Origin of the sequence: Prevotella aurantiaca (assembly GCF_015262605.1) — a bacterium.
GTDB classification, from domain to species: Bacteria; Bacteroidota; Bacteroidia; order Bacteroidales; family Bacteroidaceae; genus Prevotella; species Prevotella aurantiaca.
The window spans coordinates 12,638-31,016 of sequence record NZ_JABZSJ010000017.1 but is presented as its reverse complement, the minus strand read 5'-3'; the positions used below and the strand labels follow the sequence as shown (position 1 = coordinate 31,016).

Below are 18,379 nucleotides of genomic sequence, written 5' to 3'. Positions count from 1 at the left end.
AAGCTTCCTTTCATATTAACAGTTTCACTCCCTCATAAATATTAAAGTAACCGTTATCATTGAGTTATTAACTCTTTGGTAACGGTTTTTCTTTACAAAATGATAGCTGTCTTTAGCTGAAAACGAGTTTTGACACACCCTCAATTCTTTTATTGTCTCTTTACACTAATTTTTCTTCTACTAAAAACGTAAAGATTTTACCAAGAGAGATTGAAATTCTAACTATCTCAATATAAACGTTTTACCATTCCTATTATTTTACATTCCAATAGTGTCTGTTTTGCCATGTTAAACAGGCACTATTGCATTGCAAAACAAGCTTTATTACAATGTGAAAACATCACATAATAAAAAGGCATGACTTATTTTTACAAAATGAAAGAGGTTTTTAGAGAAACCATCGTAATCTTAAGAAAGAAAATTAATCATATTAACATTCTACAGAACCATAGTTTGCGAAACAGAAGAATTATAATTAACTTTGCAGAAAAATAAGAAAACAGTATGAAAGTTTGCATTGCCGAAAAGCCAAGTGTTGCACGTGATATTGCCCGAATACTTGGAGCAACAAGTTCAAAGGATGGATACTTAGAAGGTAACGGGTATCAAGTAACATGGACCTTCGGACATCTGTGTGAGCTTAAAGAACCTAACGATTATGCTGTTAATTGGAAACATTGGAGCTTGGCAGCCCTTCCTATGGTTCCATTAAGGTTTGGGATAAAGCTAATAGATGACGAAGGAATAAAAAAACAGTTTGCTATTATTGAACGTCTCTATCAAAATGCAGATGAAATCATTAACTGTGGTGATGCTGGACAAGAAGGAGAACTTATTCAACGTTGGGTAATGCAAAAGGCAAAAATAACTTGCCCCGTAAAACGTTTGTGGATTTCGTCAATGACTGATGAGGCTATACGCAACGGATTTGCCAATTTGAAAGACCAAAAAGAGTATGAACCTCTTTATTTGGCAGGACTTTCACGTGCCATTGGCGATTGGTTGCTGGGTATGAATGCGACCCGTCTTTACACATTAAAATATGGAAATAACCATTTTGGTAAGAATGCGCAGGTCCTTTCCATTGGACGTGTGCAAACTCCTACATTGGCTTTGATTGTTGAACGACAGAAAGAAATAGATAATTTCAAGCCAGAACCATACTGGGTATTAGCAACTATTTATCGCGATACTCAGTTTACAGCTACCAAGGGAAAGTTAACATCTAAAGAAGAAGGGGAAGAAGCCTTTGCATTAATAGAGAATAAACCTTTTGAAATAACAAGTGTTACAAAGAAAAAAGGTACCGAACAGCCAAAACAACTTTACGATTTAACATCCTTACAAGTAGATTGTAATCGCAAGTTTGGATATTCTGCTGAGATGACACTCAATACAATTCAAAGTTTATACGAACGTAAATATACCACATATCCTCGCGTTGACACACAACACCTTACCGATGACATTTACAAAGAGTGCCCACAGATAATGAATTCTCTATTTCAGGCAACCTTTGCAGCCAAAAAACCATATGCAAACTTGGTTAAATCTTTAGGGGGAAAACCACTTCTTAAAAGTAAACGAGTTTTTGATTCATCTAAGGTAACAGACCACCATGCTATCATACCTACTAATGTAATTCCTCAAGGCTTAACAGATGCTGAACAAAATGTGTACGACCTCATTGCAAGACGTTTTATTTCGGTGTTCTATCCTGATTGCAAATTCTCTACAACCACTGTTCTCGGTAAGGTAGATGAAATAGAATTCAAAGCTTCAGGAAAAGAAATACTCGACGAAGGATGGAGAATAGTTTACAATCAACAGGCTGAAAAGCAACCTACAATAGAAGTGACAGAAAATAATGATGCGGATGAGAAAACCCTTCCAACATTCATCAAAGGAGAAAAAGGCGAGCATACACCTACTCTTACAGAGAAACAGACAGTTCCACCAAAATATTATACAGATGCTTCATTGCTTCGTGCGATGGAAACAGCGGGCAAATTAGTAGACGATGAAGAACTAAGAGCAGCTCTAAAAGAGAATGGAATTGGGCGTCCTTCCTCTCGTGCAGGAATAATTGAAACTCTTTTCAAACGCACTTATATTCGTAGACAACGCAAAAACCTAATTGCAACAGAAACAGGTATTGCACTTATAGATACCATTCATGAGAAATTACTTACCTCTGCAGAACTCACTGGTATTTGGGAAAAGAAATTACGCGATATTGAACACAAAAAATACGATGCTAAGCAGTTTATAAACGAACTGAAGCAACAGATATCTAACATTGTAAAAGATGTGCTTGCAGATAATTCCAACCGAAAAATTGGAGAAACGAAACAGAGCAAATAAGACAAAGAAGAAATAGAAACGTACTATCTTGCAATATAATTAATGTTGCTACGTTTAATATAATATGAATATACGCCAATTTTCATACAACAAAATAAAACTCCAAAGACTTTGTAATAAACAGGTTCTTGGATTATTCGTATTGTGCACCATTGCATTGTTTTTATTTAGTTGCGGCATAGATCGGAACATAAAGAAAGGTGAAAAATTCCTTGCAATTGGCGAATACTACGACGCTGCAACGGAATTCAAGAGTGCTTACCAGCGTACTCCAGCAAAAAATCGTGCTCAAAGAGGACAATTAGCCGCAAAAATGGCATTATGCTACGACCAAATTAGCATGTCCCAAAGAGCTATAGCAGCCTATCGAAATGTTATTAGATATAAACAAGACGACAAAGATACACACTTAAAGTTGGCTGCCAACCTCATGAAGGCTGGATCTTATCCAGAAGCAATAAAAGAATACAGCATAGCTTTAGACTCTATGCCTGACAACGATATAGCAAGAGAGGGTTTAGCTGCAGCTACTAAGGCTCCTACAATAAAAGAACAAGGTTCTTATTATCAAGTTAAAAAGATGGATAAGTTTAACTCGCGTAGGCAAGACTACTCACCAATGTTGTTTGGTGATCAGTATAATCAACTCTATTTCACCTCTACCCGCAATGAAGCGCAAGGCGATGAAATTAGTGGTATTACTGGAGTTAAGCCTAGTGACATCTTTGTTAGTGAGAAAGACGAAAAAGGGAAATGGGGAATTCCTCATGCAATTGAAAGTGGACTGAACTCTGAAGCAGACGAAGGTACACCTGCGTTCTCTGTTGATGGTAGGGAAATGTATATTACTCAATGTCTGACAGACCCTACTTACCCTCGCTTTGCACAAATATCTGTAAGCAGTCGTGCAGATGCTGCATGGGGAAAGCCTAAAAAATTGGAAATTACTCGCGATACTTTGTCGAGTTTTGCACATCCAGCCCTATCACCAGATGGTAATTGGCTTTATTTTGTCAGCGATATGCCAGGAGGTAAAGGAGGTCTTGACATTTGGCGTGTTCGACTTATTGGCGGTACAACAGGTGGTGTTGAAAATCTTGGTGCACCAATAAATACGGCTGGTAATGAAATGTTTCCGACCTTCAGGCCTAACGGTGATTTGTATTTTTCCTCCGATGGACATGGCGGTTTGGGAGGTTTAGACTTATTTATTGCTAAGGTGGGTAAGGATAGGCACTATTACATAGAACACCCTGGCTTTCCTTTGAACTCACAAGGGGATGATTTTGGTATGACATTCGAAGGAAAACACAATCGTGGTTTCTTCTCTTCCAATCGTGGAGACGCTCGTGGATGGGACCATATTTATAGTTTTGAACTTCCCGAAGTGGTACAAACCATTAAGGGCTGGGTGTACGAAATGGAAGGATACGAACTTCCTGCTGCTCAAGTTTTCTTGGTAGGCGACGATGGAACAAACTTAAAACTATCAGTAAAGGGTGATGGATCATTTGAACAAGAGATACGTCCAAACGTTAATTATATTGTTTTAGCAACCAGCCAAGGCTATTTAAACCATAAAGAAGAATTAAAGGTAGACCCTGTTACAGTATCGAAAGAGTACACATTGCAATTCCCGCTGGCAAGTATTCGTGTACCCGTATTGATAGATAACATCTTCTACGACTTTGATAAGGCTACACTCCGTCCTGAATCGGAAGCAGCTTTGGATAAACTTGTGAAACTTCTTGAAGAAAACCCGAACATTACTATTGAGCTTTCAGCCCACACAGACTATAAAGGTTCGGCAGACTATAATAAGCGATTATCGCAACGTCGTGCAGATGCGGTGGTTACTTATCTTATAAAGAAAGGTATTGCAGCTGATCGCTTGTCTCCTGTTGGATATGGAAAAGAAAAGCCAAAGAAAATTCGTAAGAAAGTTGCTGAGAAGAATCCGTGGTTAAAAGAGGGCGATGTTCTAACTGAAGAGTTTATAAAAGCACTACCAAAGGATAAGCAAGAAACGGCAAATCAGATGAACCGCCGCACTGAATTTACAGTTTTGCGTACTACTTATGGAATGTTCGACGATAAAGGAAACTTAAAAAATCCACCGAAGCCAAAAGAAAAAGAGCGTTTAGAAGACGAAGGCGATGTATATTTCGATTTCAAATAAACATCTGAACAGGAGTTATAATGAGCAAGAACTATCAAACTATTGAAACAAGTTTAAACAAAGAAGTCGTTGGAATTACTCTTCCAACGGCTTTTGAAGTTTACACCAAGCAATTGTTTGGAGAGGAACGTTACAACATTTTTTGCAAAGGATTACAGCAATCTTCTCCTGTTAGTATACGTATAAATCCTTTTAAGACAAATAAAACAACACAAGTTGCCGATAACTTTGTACCTACTCATGTGGCTTGGTGCGCGGAAGGATTTTACCTTAATTCACGTCCCAACTTTACATTCGACCCACTGTTTCATGCTGGGGCATATTATGTTCAAGAAGCTTCATCAATGTTCCTATCTCATGTTCTACGCCACTTAGTAAGAAAACCTGTTGCCCTACTCGACCTTTGTGCTGCCCCTGGTGGTAAAACCACTTGCGCACGAACTGCTATTTCTGATGGTAGTATTGTATTCTCAAACGAGCCTATCAATAAACGTGCTCAGATATTAGCAGAAAATGTACAAAAGTTTGGTCACTCTGATGTAGTTGTTACCAATAATTATCCAAGGGATTACAAAAAGTCTAAACTCGAATTTGACGTAATAGTAGCTGATGTACCTTGCTCTGGAGAAGGAATGTTTCGGAAAGACCCACAAGCCATCTCAGAATGGAGCGAGCAAAATGTAGAGAATTGTTGGCAACTACAACGCAGCATTATAGCTGATATATGGGATAACCTTAAGCCTGGAGGTTTGCTTATCTATTCAACTTGTACGTTCAATGCTCATGAAAACGAGGAAAACGTTGCGTGGATATTAAACGAATATGATGCGCAGCTATTGGAAGTACCAACTGAAAAGACTTGGAACATAACGGGTTCACTCATCAACAATCCGTTAGGAGAAGACCAACCTTTTCCAGTTTATCGGTTTATTCCTGGCTTTACTCAAGGCGAAGGCTTGTTTATGGCTATTATAAAGAAAGGTGGAACAAGCACAAATGTTGAACCTAATGTGGGTAAACTGGTGGCAGAAGCTAACAAGAAACTTAAGGTCATGGTACATGGAGTAAAGCAAGACACCATTAAAGGCAAGAAAATAATACCCGACCACAGTTTGGCACTTGCAGTGAATGGTAACAAAAGTGCATACCCTAATGTTGAAATAAACTATGAAACTGCTATAAAATATCTGCGTCACGAAGCTATTATGCTCCCAGTGTCGGCTCCCAAAGGTATTGTAACCCTTACCTATCGTGGACATGCTATAGGTTTTGCAAACAATCTTGGCAATCGTGCCAACAACCTTTATCCACAAGAATGGCGCATAAAAAGCAGCCATATTCCTAACGAACAAATCATTCTAACATAGACATACAACATGAAACAATATCTCGACCTACTTCATCGTATTGTAAACGAAGGTGCACAGAAAGGCGACCGCACTGGAACTGGCACACTATCGGTGTTCGGACATCAAATGCGTTTCAACATGCAAGAAGGTTTTCCTCTTCTTACTACGAAGAAACTCCATCTTAAAAGTATCATCTACGAGTTGTTATGGTTCTTAAGGGGCGATACAAACGTAAAATATTTGCAAGAACATGGAGTAAGAATATGGAACGAATGGGCAGACGAAAACGGCGAGCTCGGCCCTGTATACGGGCATCAATGGCGTTCGTGGCCAAACTATAAAGGTGGAACTATCGACCAAATTCAACAAGTTGTAGACGCACTTCGCAACAACCCGAACTCACGCCGAATGCTCGTTACAGCATGGAACCCAGCAGAAGTAGACGACATGGCACTGCCTCCTTGCCACTGTTTATTCCAGTTTTACGTAGCCGACGGCAAACTCTCTCTTCAGCTTTATCAGCGTTCTGCCGATACTTTCCTTGGTGTACCATTCAACATTGCATCTTATGCACTCTTGTTGCAGATGATGGCGCAAGTTACTGGATTTGAAGTTGGCGAATTTATACACACAACTGGCGATACACACTTGTATCTGAATCATCTGGAACAAGCAAAGTTACAACTAACACGCACACCTCGCCCACTGCCAAAAATGAAGATAAATCCTGATGTGAAGAGCATATTCGACTTCAAATTCGAGGATTTCGAACTGATAGACTACAACCCGTATCCACATATAGCAGCCGAAGTATCGGTTTAAAACAAAATCAACACACAAAGAAATATGGAAATAAACATAATTGCTGCAGTAGCAAAAAATCGTGCTATCGGTTACAATAACGATATGGTTTACTTCATCAAAGAAGACCTGCGCAGATTCAAACAACTCACAACAGGGCATACCGTTATCATGGGTCGCCGTACTTTCCACTCACTTCCGAAAGGAGCATTACCCAATCGCAGAAACATCGTATTAAGTCGCACCGAAACCAATTTTCCAGGCTGCGACGTCTACACCTCTCTTAGCGAAGCTCTAAAGCACATTTCCGACAACGAAAAAGCTTTCATCATAGGCGGCGCAAGTTTGTACAAAGAAGGACTGGCTGTAGCCGACCGCCTTTATCTAACCGAAATAGAAGGCATTCCCCCTCATGCCGATGTCTTCTTTCCAGAATATAACGATGGAACTTGGGAGGTGGAAACGAGACAAGAACGTGCTGAAACCGATGACACACCTGCATACGCATACGTTGATTATGTACGCAAAAAAGAAGAAGAATAAAAAAAAAATTAAAGTAATAAGCCTAAAACATCCTAGAGGACGTACCAAAAAACAATATGGTACGCCCTCTTTTTTTGTCATAAACAAGTCGAAAACACACCATCGAACATCGCTTTTTTTGCCAAAAATAAGCATAAATGCAATAAAGTAAAAAGTAAATAGTATACAGGCTTTCAGTGTACTATTTCTTTTGTATGCCTATATGTTCAAATACGACTTTAACGCCTGTACGTGGTTTATCAATGCCTGTATTCCTTGTGGCGTTATACGGCAAACGGTTTGGGGAACTTTGCCCTTGTAGCCTTTCTTCACCTTTATATACTTCGCCTTTTCCAACTTGTCTATCTGCACACTTATGTTGCCCGATGTAGCCTTCGTAGTGTTCTTTATGTAAGTGAAGTCGGCACTGTCGGCACTCATCAGTATCGACATTATTGCCAAACGCAATTCGTTGTTCAGCAAAGGGTCGAGGGGGAGGAAATCGTTATCTGCCATTGCTGAACTTTAAATATAAACCTGGAACTATCAGTGTGAACACGGCTGTAACGGCTATGCACAGCAATTCGTTCACACCCTGATTAACAAGTGAGAAGTAAGCACATATCGCACACGCCACCGCACCGATGACAGAGATAAACAAACGATTAATCACCAGCCCAGTAACGGCAACCGACAAGCCCATAAACAGAATGATGGTTGGCGTCATCGGTATGATTTGCCTTACGGAGATTCCACCAAAAGTTATCGCACATATATTGATTGCCCACAAGACAAATACCGATATTCCGAATACGCCCCACATATAGCCAATGGTACGGCTGACGATGGTGTCGGGAACAGACCAAGAACGGTTGAAATAGTACTGGTATATGCCACCTATCAGCGACATCAATATCCAAAGCAAATGCCAACTGCCACCGTCTTCTCCTTTCGGTGTGTTCGTTATGAGCAACCAAATAATGAGGGAAGTAGATAATACCAATCCGCCCCAAACAAGCAACGGCTGTGCCGAAGCCTTGGCAACGTCTCTCCTACTCTGCTCTATTGTTCTCTCAATAAGTTTCAGACTCTCTGCTGCTGTTAGTTCTTTTTCTTTCATAATCATAGTTTTATATTGTTGTTTTTATTGAAATCGTTCAATCGTTCCGCCTCGCCATTGTCGTCGCGCTTCAGCTTTCTGCCGCCTTTTCCTTTGCCGAAGTTGTAAGTAAGCGTAAGTTGAATGTTCCTACTGTTGCTTCCTTGCATCGTATCGTAGAAGTTGGAATAGCGGCTGTGCGTTTCAATGAATCCGTACTGCTTGTTGAATACATTCTTCACTGCCAACGACAAATTTACTCTTGGCTTGAAAGCTTTCGACAACAGTAGGTCTACACGCTGATAAGACCTAATCATCGAGTTGCCCGAATGCAAGCGCGAAGTGGCGTTTAACGATACTTCCACATTGAAATTGTGCGGCAGTCGGAAGGTTGCCTTCGTGTTGTTCATATATAGGAAATGTCCTTTTATGCTTTCTCCCTTCGTTATCTGAATGGTTTGATAGCACAGAAGCGAATTGAAGTTTATGTTGAACCAATAGCAAGGCTGGAAAGGCAAGCTAAGATAAGCGTACCAATGGTTTTCCTGATGGTGGTTGATGTTAGTAACATAACTGCCCATAGGGTTGTCTGGTGTTTCAAAAGAAAACTCTCTAATCAGGTCGCTGTGCATATCAACGCCCAACGTCAGCGAATACACGTTGTTGTAAACGAGCGTTGAACGAATGCTGTTTACGTATTCAGGGCGCAAGGCAACATTGCCTATCGCATAGGTAAACAACGATGTCTGCGTTTTCGTAGGGTTCTGCTGACTGAACAATGGGCGGGCTATCTTTCGAGAATACGATGCGATAACTTTCCATTTGCCGTACTCGTCTATATCATAGCCTATCGAAATGTAAGGGAACAAGTCGCTGTAATTTCGCTTTATGTTCGTCGGAAACTCTTTGGTGGCTACATATTCATATCGCAGTCCCACTTCGTAATTCAGTTTCTTGTAAGCAGCTGCAAACTGTGCATAGCCTGCAAATATGCGTTCTTTCTGCTCGAAAGCGGCATTGCTGTTGTCGTTCTGGTCTGATGAAACGCCACCATACAGCGTATTGTTGTCTGCCGATATGGCATTGTGTTTCAGTCCAAACAATAGATTGCTGTTCTTTGTGAACTGTTTGAACACCGATAAATCCATTGCCAATACCTTATATATAGATGCCGTGTTGCTCGAATCGCACGTGTTTTCAAACAGATTAACATTATCGCCACGCACCCGTCTGACATCATACGAAGTAGAAAACTTCACTTTTGAGCCTTCATTATCTACCTTATATGACACATCTGCCTGCAGAGAATGCAAATGATTTCGTAGCTTTTGCGTGTAAGTGCTTAACACATCGTGCATATTTATCTCTGGTGTCTGCATAGATGTGCGGTCGTTGGTTGTTCTTTTCAAACGGTTCAGCGTGAACGCATACTCTGCTCCAATATTCCAACGAGTACTTAAATCTGCAAAGCCGCCTATTCTCCAATAATAGTCTCTCGCTGGAATGCGATTGCTACTTTCAGAATTATAATCGTATGAAGGCAGGTTGAAAACTCGCTTTATGCGCCCTTCGCCATTATCCTTGGCAGTAATGGGGTTGGAAAACGAAGCATACAGATTTACGTTGTTCCATCTTGAAAACACCGAAACGGCTGCAGTGTTGCGGAAAAATGTGTTGGCTACGTTCAAACGATTTTCTATCGAACCATTTAATCCGTTGTCTGTCTGTTTCCGAAGAATAATATTAATCACACCACCTTGAACATTAGCATCTTGAGAAGCATCTGCAACAGTTTGTACTTCCACCTTATTAATATCTGAAGAACGCAGACTTTGCAAGTAACTTATCAATGCTGCGCCTTCCATTCGCACCTCGTGCCCATTGAGAAGAACCTTCACTTTCCCTCTTCCGTCTATGCTAATACCACTCTCGGTTACTGCCACGTGAGGAACAGATGCCAACACTTCGTCCATTGTCTTGTTTTCGTCCTCACGCATTTGTACGATTATCTTGTTGCCTTTATTCATTGTTCTACTTGCAACAAAAGTAACTTCCTGCAACAAATGCTGCTTCGATATATTCACAGTATCAGCGAACGACACGAACACAGAGAGCATAATATTCAAAAATAGCATAGCCGTTTCTTTCTTTTATCAAATGTTTTCAAACATCTTTCTTTCAAGATAACCTTTCAATGGTTTTATTGAAGATAGGTAACTTTTGCAGTAAGCACGCCTTTCTTCAAATCTTTTTCAGTGAAAACCTGCTGTATAAACCCTTCCGTTGGGCGGCCGTATTCGTCCCTATCCAACTGTTTGTTGCCGTTTGCATCAATAAAGGCACTTACTTTAAACTTGCTCCACTTGGGCATTTCAAGTGCTATTTCCATCTTGTGCCCACTCACAGCTTGCATCAACATTACAGGTTTAGCAGCATTATCGGTTGCCTCTAAATTCTCTACCATTATTAAAAGCGTCCCTTCTGTTTCTCTAATCCCGTTAATGGATAACGTTACGGTTTTACCGCTACACAATGCGCATACGGCAAAAGTAATAATAGATAATAGTAATCGTTTCATAATTGGTTTCCTTTAATTTATTAATTACACTGCAAATATAATATAGTTTATAATATAAACCAAATATAGAACCTAACTATCAGTATATTATAACTTTATTTAACAAGAAAAAAATAAAAGGACACACCATTTAAATGGTATGTCCAAATAATTTATTGGATATTTGACTACTATAAAAAATAAGTTGTCAAACAATTTATTTACTAAAAATTAAACGAGATATTGATTAGAAATACTTTCGTTATTTACAACACGACGGATAGTTTCAGCAAACATATCTGCAACAGAAATCTGCTTAACCTTTGAACATCTATCTGTATATGGGATAGAATCAGTAAATACAATTTCTTCTATAGCAGATGCTCCAACGCGTTCGCTTGCAGGACCACTCATAACACAATGAGATGCACAAGCACGTACACTCTTTGCTCCTGCTTCTTTCATTATATCTGCAGCTTTTGTCATTGTTCCTGCAGTATCTACCATGTCGTCTATAATAACAACATTTTTGTCCTTTACGTCACCAATAATCTGCATAGAAGCAACTTCGTTAGCACGTGCACGTGTTTTATTGCAAAGGACTAATGGGCAACCAAGATACTTTGCGTATGTATTTGCACGCTTAGAACCACCAACATCAGGACTGGCAATAACCATATCTTTTAAACGTAAGCTCTGCAAATAAGGAAGTAATACACCACTTGCATAAAGGTGATCTACAGGTACATCAAAGAAACCTTGAATCTGATCAGCGTGCAAGTCCATTGTGATAAGACGGTCTATACCTGCAACACTTAGTAAGTCAGCAACTAATTTTGCGCCAATACTCACACGTGGTCTATCCTTTCTATCCTGACGTGCCCAGCCAAAATAAGGAATAACAGCTATGATATTACGAGCAGATGCACGCTTTGCAGCATCTATCATCAATAGCAATTCCATCAGATTATCAGAGTTAGGGAATGTACTTTGCACAAGATATATGTCCTTTCCACGAATACTTTCTTCGTAAGAAACAACAAACTCTCCATCAGAGAAGCGTGTCATTAAAGAGTTGCCTAAAGGACAACCCAAACTTGCACAAATTTTTTCTGCCAAGTATCTCGTCTTTGTTCCCGAGAATACTAAAAAAGAGTTTTCTTCACTCATTTTCTATTAGTTGTTAAATGTGGGTGTTATGTTGATTATTCTATTGCTTTCTGCAGTTTCTGGAAGTATTTTATAATACCTTTAAAGTCTATATCTGAATGTAAATCAAACTGATTCCAAAATTCTTCATCTACAACGACTCCTCCAAATCCATATTGTTTTAATTCTGAAATTCGATCTAAGGTAATTCCTCCCATAGCATAAACTCGTTTTCCAAGTAGTCCTTGGTTTTTTAGTTCGGTCAGTTCTAAATCAGAAAACGTATGTTCTTCGTTGGTGTCTTTATGTTCGGTAGTATACATATTGCCTAAAAATACGTAGTCCGAAACTTTTCGTATTTCTTTCAGCCGCATTGAGTTCCTGCAAGTCATACCAATCAATCCTTTATAACCAACAGGTGGAACTGCATTATCGGTATCAAGATGAATACCTGCCAACGATTTTTCGTTCTTCAAACGATAATGCTGATGGACTGTAATATACCTATGATAGGTATTAGGAATAAGCGATAGTAATCGCTCCAAATAAAGGGTAGAATCCTCATTCTTCGAGATATGGAGATTATCAAGTCCTTCCTCGAAGAGTGCAGTCAATATCTTATCTTCCTCCACAAAATATGTGGATTTAGTCATAACGACCAGTTTCATACCCAATAATTTGTTGCAAAGGTAGATATTATTTCTGAGTTTTACAAACTTTTCTGTATATTTGCAAAATGAAAATAAACGCAATAACATTCGAGGAGTTGCAACGCCCTACCTATATCTTAGAGGAAGCGAAGTTACGCAACAACCTATCGCTTATATCATCGATAGCGAAAGAGGCTGATATTGAAATAATTTTAGCTTTCAAAGCTTATGCTCTTTGGAAGACTTTCCCCATTTTTCGCGAATATATCAATGCCACAACAGCTTCATCTCTTTACGAAGCAAAATTAGGATATAATGAATTTGGTGCACCTACTCACACTTTTTCGCCTGCTTATACCGACTACGAAATAGACGAAATAGCAAAATGTTCATCGCATTTAGTATTCAACTCGCTTTCTCAGTTTAATAGACTTCATTTAAAAGCGAAACAAGCTAATAACAATATTAGTTTTGGCTTACGTGTAAATCCAGAATATTCGGAAGTAGAGACACTACTCTATAATCCTTGTGCCCCTGGAACTCGGTTTGGAGTGTCGGCAGACACATTACCTCATACTTTGCCAACTGATATAGAAGGGCTCCACATTCATTGCCACTGCGAAAATGGTAGTGATGTTTTCGAACGTACATTACAACATATTGAGGAAAAGTTTTCTCCGTGGTTCAAACAAATTAAATGGATTAACTTTGGTGGTGGCCATCTTATGACACGTAAGGACTACGATATTAAACGTTTAATTGGCTTACTTAAGCAGTTTAGAATTAAGTATCCATGGCTTAAAGTAATATTAGAACCAGGAAGTGCATTTGCTTGGCAAACAGGATCTCTTGTTTCTCAAGTTATAGATATTGTAGAAGACAAAGGAATAACTACTGCCATCTTAAATGTTAGTTTCACTTGCCATATGCCCGACTGTTTAGAAATGCCTTACTACCCTACTGTTCGTACAGCTGAGCATGTTGAAAATAATGAACAACATACTCACAATATTTACCGATTAGGAGGAAATAGTTGTTTGAGTGGTGATTGGCTCGGAGATTGGAAGTTCGACCACGAACTGCAGATAGGTGAAAACATAATTTTCGAAGATATGCTTCACTATACTACTGTTAAAACTAATATGTTTAATGGCATAACACACCCTGATATTGCTCTATTAAAACAGAATGGAGAAATAGACACTTTGCGGAGTTTTAATTACAACGATTATAAACTCCGTATGGATTAAACCTTCTTTTACATACACTTATAAAATTATTTCAAAAAAGTAGTCTGACAATATGTGCCATTAAAACACTTATGGCACATATTTTGTATAAATAATTAGCAAAAAACAAATAGAAAAGGATTAAGAATATGGCATTCATAGACTATTATAAAATTTTAGGTGTAAAAAAAGATATACCACAAGACGAAGTTCGTGCGGCTTATCGGAAACGTGCAAAACAATTCCACCCCGATCTTCACCCAAACGACCCAAAAGCAAAAGCTAAATTTCAGGCACTTTCAGAAGCTTACGATGTAATTGGCGATCCAGATAAACGTGCAAAATACGATAAGTATGGAGAACAATGGCGAAACGCTGACGCTTTTGAACAGTCAGGAGGAGGAGAACAAGGTTTTAGCAACTATAATACAGCTTTCGACGGCTTCGATTTTAATGGAATGGGAGGCGGATTCAGCAGTTTCTTCCAAGATTTATTTGGCGGAGGAGCAAGAGGTGGATTTAAAAGAGGAACAACTTACCGAAAACCAGCTCCACAAGAAAGAGAAGTTAAACTTAGTATAGATATATATACAGCTTTATTAGGGGGAGAAGTTGTTGTAATGTTACCTGAAGGAAGAAAAATAAAACTGAAAGTAAAACCTTATACGCAAAATGGAACTAAAGTAAGATTAAAAGGTAAAGACAATTCAGGCGACACTATACTGAGATATAACATAAAACTACCAACTGTCTTGACAGAAAACCAAAAGGATTATCTTCGCAAAATGCGTGATAATATTTAAATCAGAATTATTTACCCCGTTCGTACTGTTTATTTTTACGAACGGGGTATTTTTATCCACACACCTATATCTAAAATTTATTCTTTTTTATAGAAAGAAAAACTGGAGAAGGGTATAAAAAGAGAACGTATATATAGAAAAATATACAGCACATAATTAAATACAAGAAAACATAATTAAAAACTCGCAAAAACATAATTATAAATTTTAAAAACGTAATTACGTTTTTGATGATTTATTATTATAATTCCACCCACCTATCATTTTCTTATATTATGAAGAAGTAGTAGCAACTTTCCAACATATAAAAAAATAGTTTTCTTCAATAAATATTATATTATCAGTTTGTATCAACATAAACCCTCTTTTACTTATTTCAAAGTATTTTTTATATCAAATTTGTTCTATCTTTAAGTGCTTTTCAAAAGTCCTGTAATAACCTCCTAACAAAACCGCTATAAGGAAAACAATGATTTATATTTATGCCTATTACAAAAATCCAAAAGAAAGTTATTATACCTATGAAATTATATATGATAAACATTGTTTCTATAAAATAAAATATGTATCTTTGCATACAATATAAATAAGGAATCTGACTAAATAGCTCTGCGGGCATCACAAAACCTATAGGCGGAGAATGTGTTAGAGATATCGTTCCAAACCTTTTACAAAGAAGGGAGGAGGAATTGTACTCTGAAATAACCACATAAATTAAGACTAAAACACATTCTCAACTATAAGTAAAGTTATTTAAGTCGTTCTAATAATTACTTTTATCGTATTAGGATAATAACATAAGGTTCAAATAGTTAAAGTATATTGTAACAGATTTACTACAATAGGATTTATTAGAACATTCTTTACAAATAATCAAAATACTTTTTATTACGATGTTAGAAAAATCATCAAAGATATATATCGCTGGGCATAGAGGCTTGGTGGGTTCGGCTATTTGGAATAATCTAAAAGCACGTGGATATAACAACCTTATTGGTCGTACACATCACGAACTCGATCTTACAAATCAACAATCAGTAGAGGACTTTTTCGAAAAAGAACAGCCAGATGCTGTAGTTTTAGCAGCAGCTTTTGTTGGGGGTATCATGGCAAATAGTCTGTATCGTGCCGACTTTATTATGCAGAACATGAAGATGCAATGCAATGTTATCTCTTCTGCTTACAAATATAAAGTTAAGAAACTATTGTTCTTAGGTTCAACATGTATTTATCCTAAGAATGCTCCACAACCAATGAAAGAAGATGCCCTGCTTACATCTCCATTAGAATATAGTAACGAAGAATATGCAATTGCAAAAATTGCAGGTCTAAAGATGTGTGAAAGCTATAATCTTCAATACGGAACTAACTTTATCGCCGTTATGCCGACCAATCTTTATGGACCGAACGATAATTTCCATTTGGAGAATAGTCATGTAATGCCAGCTATGATGCGTAAAGTTTATTTAGCAAAACTTATTCACGAAGATAACTGGAATGCAATAAAAGTGGATATGAATAAACGTCCTATCAACCCTGTTGCTAAGTTAAGCGAGCAAATTGGTAGCGAGAATGTAGACGGCAATTCACCAAAAGAGCGCATTTTAAAAGCTTTAGCTTTCTACGGAATAGAAAATAATAAAGTCACTCTATGGGGAACTGGCTCTCCATTGCGCGAATTTCTTTGGAGTGAAGATATGGCAGATGCTTCTGTTTACCTGTTGCTTAACGTAGACTTTAAGGACATCATTGGCATAGAAAAATATTCAAGCGTGTTTTATGGTGTAAAAACAAATGGCGAGGTAAACCGCAACAATAGCGAAGGGCGTGGTGGTGCAATACCAGAACTCGGAGAAATAAGAAATTGCCATATTAATATAGGTACGGGTAAAGAACTTACCATAAAAGAATTGTCTGTATTAGTAGCAAAAACTGCAAACTTTACGGGTAAAATAGTTTGGGACGAAACAAAACCAGACGGTACACCACGGAAACTTATCAATGTAGATAAACTTCATTCGTTAGGGTGGAAACATAAAATAGAGATAGAAGAAGGGGTTGAGAAACTATATAAATGGTATCAACACTCTTTAGAAAACTAACACCTTGATATATAATATAATTAATATGATACCATCGAAACAACACACAGTGCTCTATAGCTGGAAAAATTTAAAACTACTTTTATTTTTCGTTTTATGTAATCTTGCATTTTGTAAATCTTATGCACAGTATTACAGCTTTAAAACAAATGATTTTTATAAAAATAGTAATCCAAAAAAGAATAAAGTTTATACCAGTTGGGCAAATATAAATGGACGACGTTGGGATATAAAAACAGATGCTGGAATAAGAGATTTTGATGAATATACATATTGTCTTAAAGTTGGTACATCGTCAAGTGGAGCTTCTTATTTAGAATTAAAACCAGATATTAGTAAATCAAAAATAAGAAAAATAGTTATATCTTTACAAACCAGTACCGATGATAAACTCAGAAAATTGTTGAATACTGTTATGGCTGTTGATGACGAAAGAATATATCCTGTGGAAAAAGGTTATATTAATGATTCTATCATCTCTTTTACATTTGCGAATATAGTTATCAATGACAGACCTAAGATAGAAATCTTCTACGATAAAAATAAAACCTATTTTATAGCAGTACAAAGTATTGAAGTTACAAACGAAATTGATCAAAACGAAGATAATTCAACAACTATCACAAGTAACAAAGGCATAGAAGATAATATCATTCAGGTTACACGTACCCTTTCAAAAGATTATTGGAATACATTCTGTTTACCATTCAATGTCGATAAAGATTCTGTAAAATTGTATTTAAATGATCCAGAATTAAGAGAATTTACCGGAAAAGTAGATGGCACTACAATGCTATTTAAAGATGCAACAGAAATAAAAGCAGGAATTCCATATATCATAAAGCCAAAGAAAAATGTTGTAAATCCAATATTTCGTAATGTTACTATTACGGAAGTTGAGCCAAAAACAATAACAGACGAAACAGGAAACTATGCATTTGTAGGAGCATATAGTCCAACTGAATTAAAAACAGACGGGACAGAACTTTTTATTGGTGACAAAGATAATCTCTATAAACCGTCTACAAACGATAAAAAGATAAATGGAATGCGTGCATTCTTCAGAATAAAAAATGCATCGCACGCAAAACAATCACAATATAATATATCATTAGATGGAACAACCACTATTGTTTTACACAATACAAACGATATTCCATCTAAAACACACGAGAGAGTTTACACATTAGACGGTAGACAAGTATATTCTACCAGTAACTTAAAAACAGGAATATATATAAAAAATGGGAGAAAAATATATGTGAACTAATATGAAATAAAAACTTTAGCGTAAACTTTATACTACTCTGAAACAGAGTTTAAAAAGAAAAGATATAAAACCTATAATCTTTACTAAAAATGAAACACAAAAAAGTATACGAACAACCAATATTAAAAGTAATACATATTGAAATTTCAACATTCTTAACTGCAGGTTCTTCACACAATAGTGGAACTCTCCCCAGTGGAATGAATAATAACAGAAACATTGAATTCGGAACACAAATAGGAGAAGGCAACGCTAGCGGAGCACACTCCAAACCATTTGAGTGGGAAGAAGAGTAAAATAAATAA

General features: G+C 37.4%; 16 protein-coding genes. 10 read left to right on the top strand and 6 right to left on the bottom strand.

Annotated elements, in window-relative coordinates:
• Positions 1-504: 504 nt before the first annotated feature.
• The 5 genes from HXN26_RS04670 to HXN26_RS04650 all read left to right on the top strand — a co-directional run bounded on the left by HXN26_RS04670 (position 505) and on the right by HXN26_RS04650 (position 7,236).
• The gene (locus HXN26_RS04670) at positions 505-2,364 is read left to right on the top strand and encodes a DNA topoisomerase 3 (protein WP_273159090.1); all 1,860 of its coding nucleotides are present in this window, start codon (positions 505-507) and stop codon (positions 2,362-2,364) included.
• A 64-nt stretch (positions 2,365-2,428) separates the two neighbouring features.
• Positions 2,429-4,543, top strand: a complete 2,115-nt coding sequence (gene porE / locus HXN26_RS04665) for a PorE family type IX secretion system protein (protein WP_273159089.1) — start codon at positions 2,429-2,431, stop codon at positions 4,541-4,543.
• 20 nt (positions 4,544-4,563) lie between these two features.
• The gene (locus HXN26_RS04660; RefSeq protein WP_273159088.1) at positions 4,564-5,910 is read left to right on the top strand and encodes a methyltransferase RsmF C-terminal domain-like protein; all 1,347 of its coding nucleotides are present in this window, start codon (positions 4,564-4,566) and stop codon (positions 5,908-5,910) included.
• Between the two features lie 9 nt (positions 5,911-5,919).
• A complete protein-coding gene (locus HXN26_RS04655) occupies positions 5,920-6,714 on the top strand; it encodes a thymidylate synthase (RefSeq protein ID WP_273159087.1) in 795 nt (264 codons plus the stop codon).
• Between the two features lie 24 nt (positions 6,715-6,738).
• Positions 6,739-7,236 carry a dihydrofolate reductase gene (locus HXN26_RS04650; protein WP_273159086.1) on the top strand — a complete coding sequence of 166 codons (498 nt, stop codon included), beginning with the start codon at positions 6,739-6,741 and terminating at the stop codon, positions 7,234-7,236.
• 198 nt (positions 7,237-7,434) lie between these two features.
• Here the strand turns inward: HXN26_RS04650 and HXN26_RS04645 are convergent, their stop codons facing one another.
• From HXN26_RS04645 to HXN26_RS04620, 6 genes are all read right to left on the bottom strand, one after another.
• Positions 7,435-7,731 carry a winged helix-turn-helix domain-containing protein gene (locus HXN26_RS04645; protein WP_273159085.1) on the bottom strand — a complete coding sequence of 99 codons (297 nt, stop codon included), beginning with the start codon at positions 7,729-7,731 and terminating at the stop codon, positions 7,435-7,437.
• Positions 7,721-8,341, bottom strand: a complete 621-nt coding sequence (locus HXN26_RS04640) for a tellurium resistance protein TerC (RefSeq protein WP_273159084.1) — start codon at positions 8,339-8,341, stop codon at positions 7,721-7,723. Before HXN26_RS04640 ends, HXN26_RS04645 begins: the two co-directional genes overlap by 11 nt.
• Positions 8,338-10,449, bottom strand: a complete 2,112-nt coding sequence (locus HXN26_RS04635; RefSeq protein WP_273159083.1) for an outer membrane beta-barrel family protein — start codon at positions 10,447-10,449, stop codon at positions 8,338-8,340. Before HXN26_RS04635 ends, HXN26_RS04640 begins: the two co-directional genes overlap by 4 nt.
• 65 nt (positions 10,450-10,514) lie before the next feature.
• Positions 10,515-10,892: a DUF2141 domain-containing protein gene (locus tag HXN26_RS04630; RefSeq protein WP_273159082.1), complete on the bottom strand. Its 378-nt coding sequence runs from the start codon at positions 10,890-10,892 to the stop codon at positions 10,515-10,517.
• 210 nt (positions 10,893-11,102) lie between these two features.
• Positions 11,103-12,041, bottom strand: a complete 939-nt coding sequence (locus HXN26_RS04625) for a ribose-phosphate pyrophosphokinase (RefSeq protein WP_273159081.1) — start codon at positions 12,039-12,041, stop codon at positions 11,103-11,105.
• Positions 12,042-12,076: 35 nt separating this feature from the next.
• A complete protein-coding gene (locus HXN26_RS04620) occupies positions 12,077-12,688 on the bottom strand; it encodes a thiamine phosphate synthase (RefSeq protein WP_273159080.1) in 612 nt (203 codons plus the stop codon).
• Between the two features lie 68 nt (positions 12,689-12,756).
• On the opposite strand from HXN26_RS04620, the gene nspC reads away from it, so the two are divergent.
• The 5 genes from nspC (at position 12,757) to HXN26_RS04595 (ending at position 18,370) form a co-directional block, all read left to right on the top strand.
• Complete coding sequence (nspC, locus tag HXN26_RS04615) at positions 12,757-13,920, top strand: carboxynorspermidine decarboxylase (RefSeq protein WP_273159079.1); 1,164 nt, start codon at positions 12,757-12,759, stop codon at positions 13,918-13,920.
• Between the two features lie 128 nt (positions 13,921-14,048).
• Entirely contained in the window at positions 14,049-14,702 is a 654-nt protein-coding gene (locus HXN26_RS04610) for a DnaJ domain-containing protein (protein ID WP_273159078.1), read from the top strand.
• Between the two features lie 893 nt (positions 14,703-15,595).
• Positions 15,596-16,804: a GDP-L-fucose synthase family protein gene (locus tag HXN26_RS04605; RefSeq protein ID WP_273159075.1), complete on the top strand. Its 1,209-nt coding sequence runs from the start codon at positions 15,596-15,598 to the stop codon at positions 16,802-16,804.
• Positions 16,805-16,829: 25 nt separating this feature from the next.
• Entirely contained in the window at positions 16,830-18,074 is a 1,245-nt protein-coding gene (locus tag HXN26_RS04600; RefSeq protein ID WP_273159073.1) for a hypothetical protein, read from the top strand.
• Positions 18,075-18,163: 89 nt separating this feature from the next.
• Positions 18,164-18,370: a hypothetical protein gene (locus HXN26_RS04595; RefSeq protein WP_273159071.1), complete on the top strand. Its 207-nt coding sequence runs from the start codon at positions 18,164-18,166 to the stop codon at positions 18,368-18,370.
• Positions 18,371-18,379 lie beyond the last annotated feature (9 nt).

What these genes read in the sequence shown, in the direction of transcription:
- HXN26_RS04600 (WP_273159073.1), top strand. Translation starts at nt 16,830, where the DNA reads ATGATACCATCGAAACAACACACAGTGCTCTATAGCTGGAAAAATTTA.
- nspC (WP_273159079.1), top strand. Translation starts at nt 12,757, where the DNA reads ATGAAAATAAACGCAATAACATTCGAGGAGTTGCAACGCCCTACCTAT.
- HXN26_RS04635 (WP_273159083.1), bottom strand. Translation starts at nt 10,449, where the DNA reads ATGCTATTTTTGAATATTATGCTCTCTGTGTTCGTGTCGTTCGCTGAT.
- HXN26_RS04655 (WP_273159087.1), top strand. Translation starts at nt 5,920, where the DNA reads ATGAAACAATATCTCGACCTACTTCATCGTATTGTAAACGAAGGTGCA.
- HXN26_RS04620 (WP_273159080.1), bottom strand. Translation starts at nt 12,688, where the DNA reads ATGAAACTGGTCGTTATGACTAAATCCACATATTTTGTGGAGGAAGAT.
- HXN26_RS04610 (WP_273159078.1), top strand. Translation starts at nt 14,049, where the DNA reads ATGGCATTCATAGACTATTATAAAATTTTAGGTGTAAAAAAAGATATA.
- HXN26_RS04625 (WP_273159081.1), bottom strand. Translation starts at nt 12,041, where the DNA reads ATGAGTGAAGAAAACTCTTTTTTAGTATTCTCGGGAACAAAGACGAGA.
- HXN26_RS04605 (WP_273159075.1), top strand. Translation starts at nt 15,596, where the DNA reads ATGTTAGAAAAATCATCAAAGATATATATCGCTGGGCATAGAGGCTTG.
- porE (WP_273159089.1), top strand. Translation starts at nt 2,429, where the DNA reads ATGAATATACGCCAATTTTCATACAACAAAATAAAACTCCAAAGACTT.
- HXN26_RS04660 (WP_273159088.1), top strand. Translation starts at nt 4,564, where the DNA reads ATGAGCAAGAACTATCAAACTATTGAAACAAGTTTAAACAAAGAAGTC.
- HXN26_RS04630 (WP_273159082.1), bottom strand. Translation starts at nt 10,892, where the DNA reads ATGAAACGATTACTATTATCTATTATTACTTTTGCCGTATGCGCATTG.
- HXN26_RS04640 (WP_273159084.1), bottom strand. Translation starts at nt 8,341, where the DNA reads ATGATTATGAAAGAAAAAGAACTAACAGCAGCAGAGAGTCTGAAACTT.
- HXN26_RS04595 (WP_273159071.1), top strand. Translation starts at nt 18,164, where the DNA reads ATGAAACACAAAAAAGTATACGAACAACCAATATTAAAAGTAATACAT.
- HXN26_RS04650 (WP_273159086.1), top strand. Translation starts at nt 6,739, where the DNA reads ATGGAAATAAACATAATTGCTGCAGTAGCAAAAAATCGTGCTATCGGT.
- HXN26_RS04645 (WP_273159085.1), bottom strand. Translation starts at nt 7,731, where the DNA reads ATGGCAGATAACGATTTCCTCCCCCTCGACCCTTTGCTGAACAACGAA.
- HXN26_RS04670 (WP_273159090.1), top strand. Translation starts at nt 505, where the DNA reads ATGAAAGTTTGCATTGCCGAAAAGCCAAGTGTTGCACGTGATATTGCC.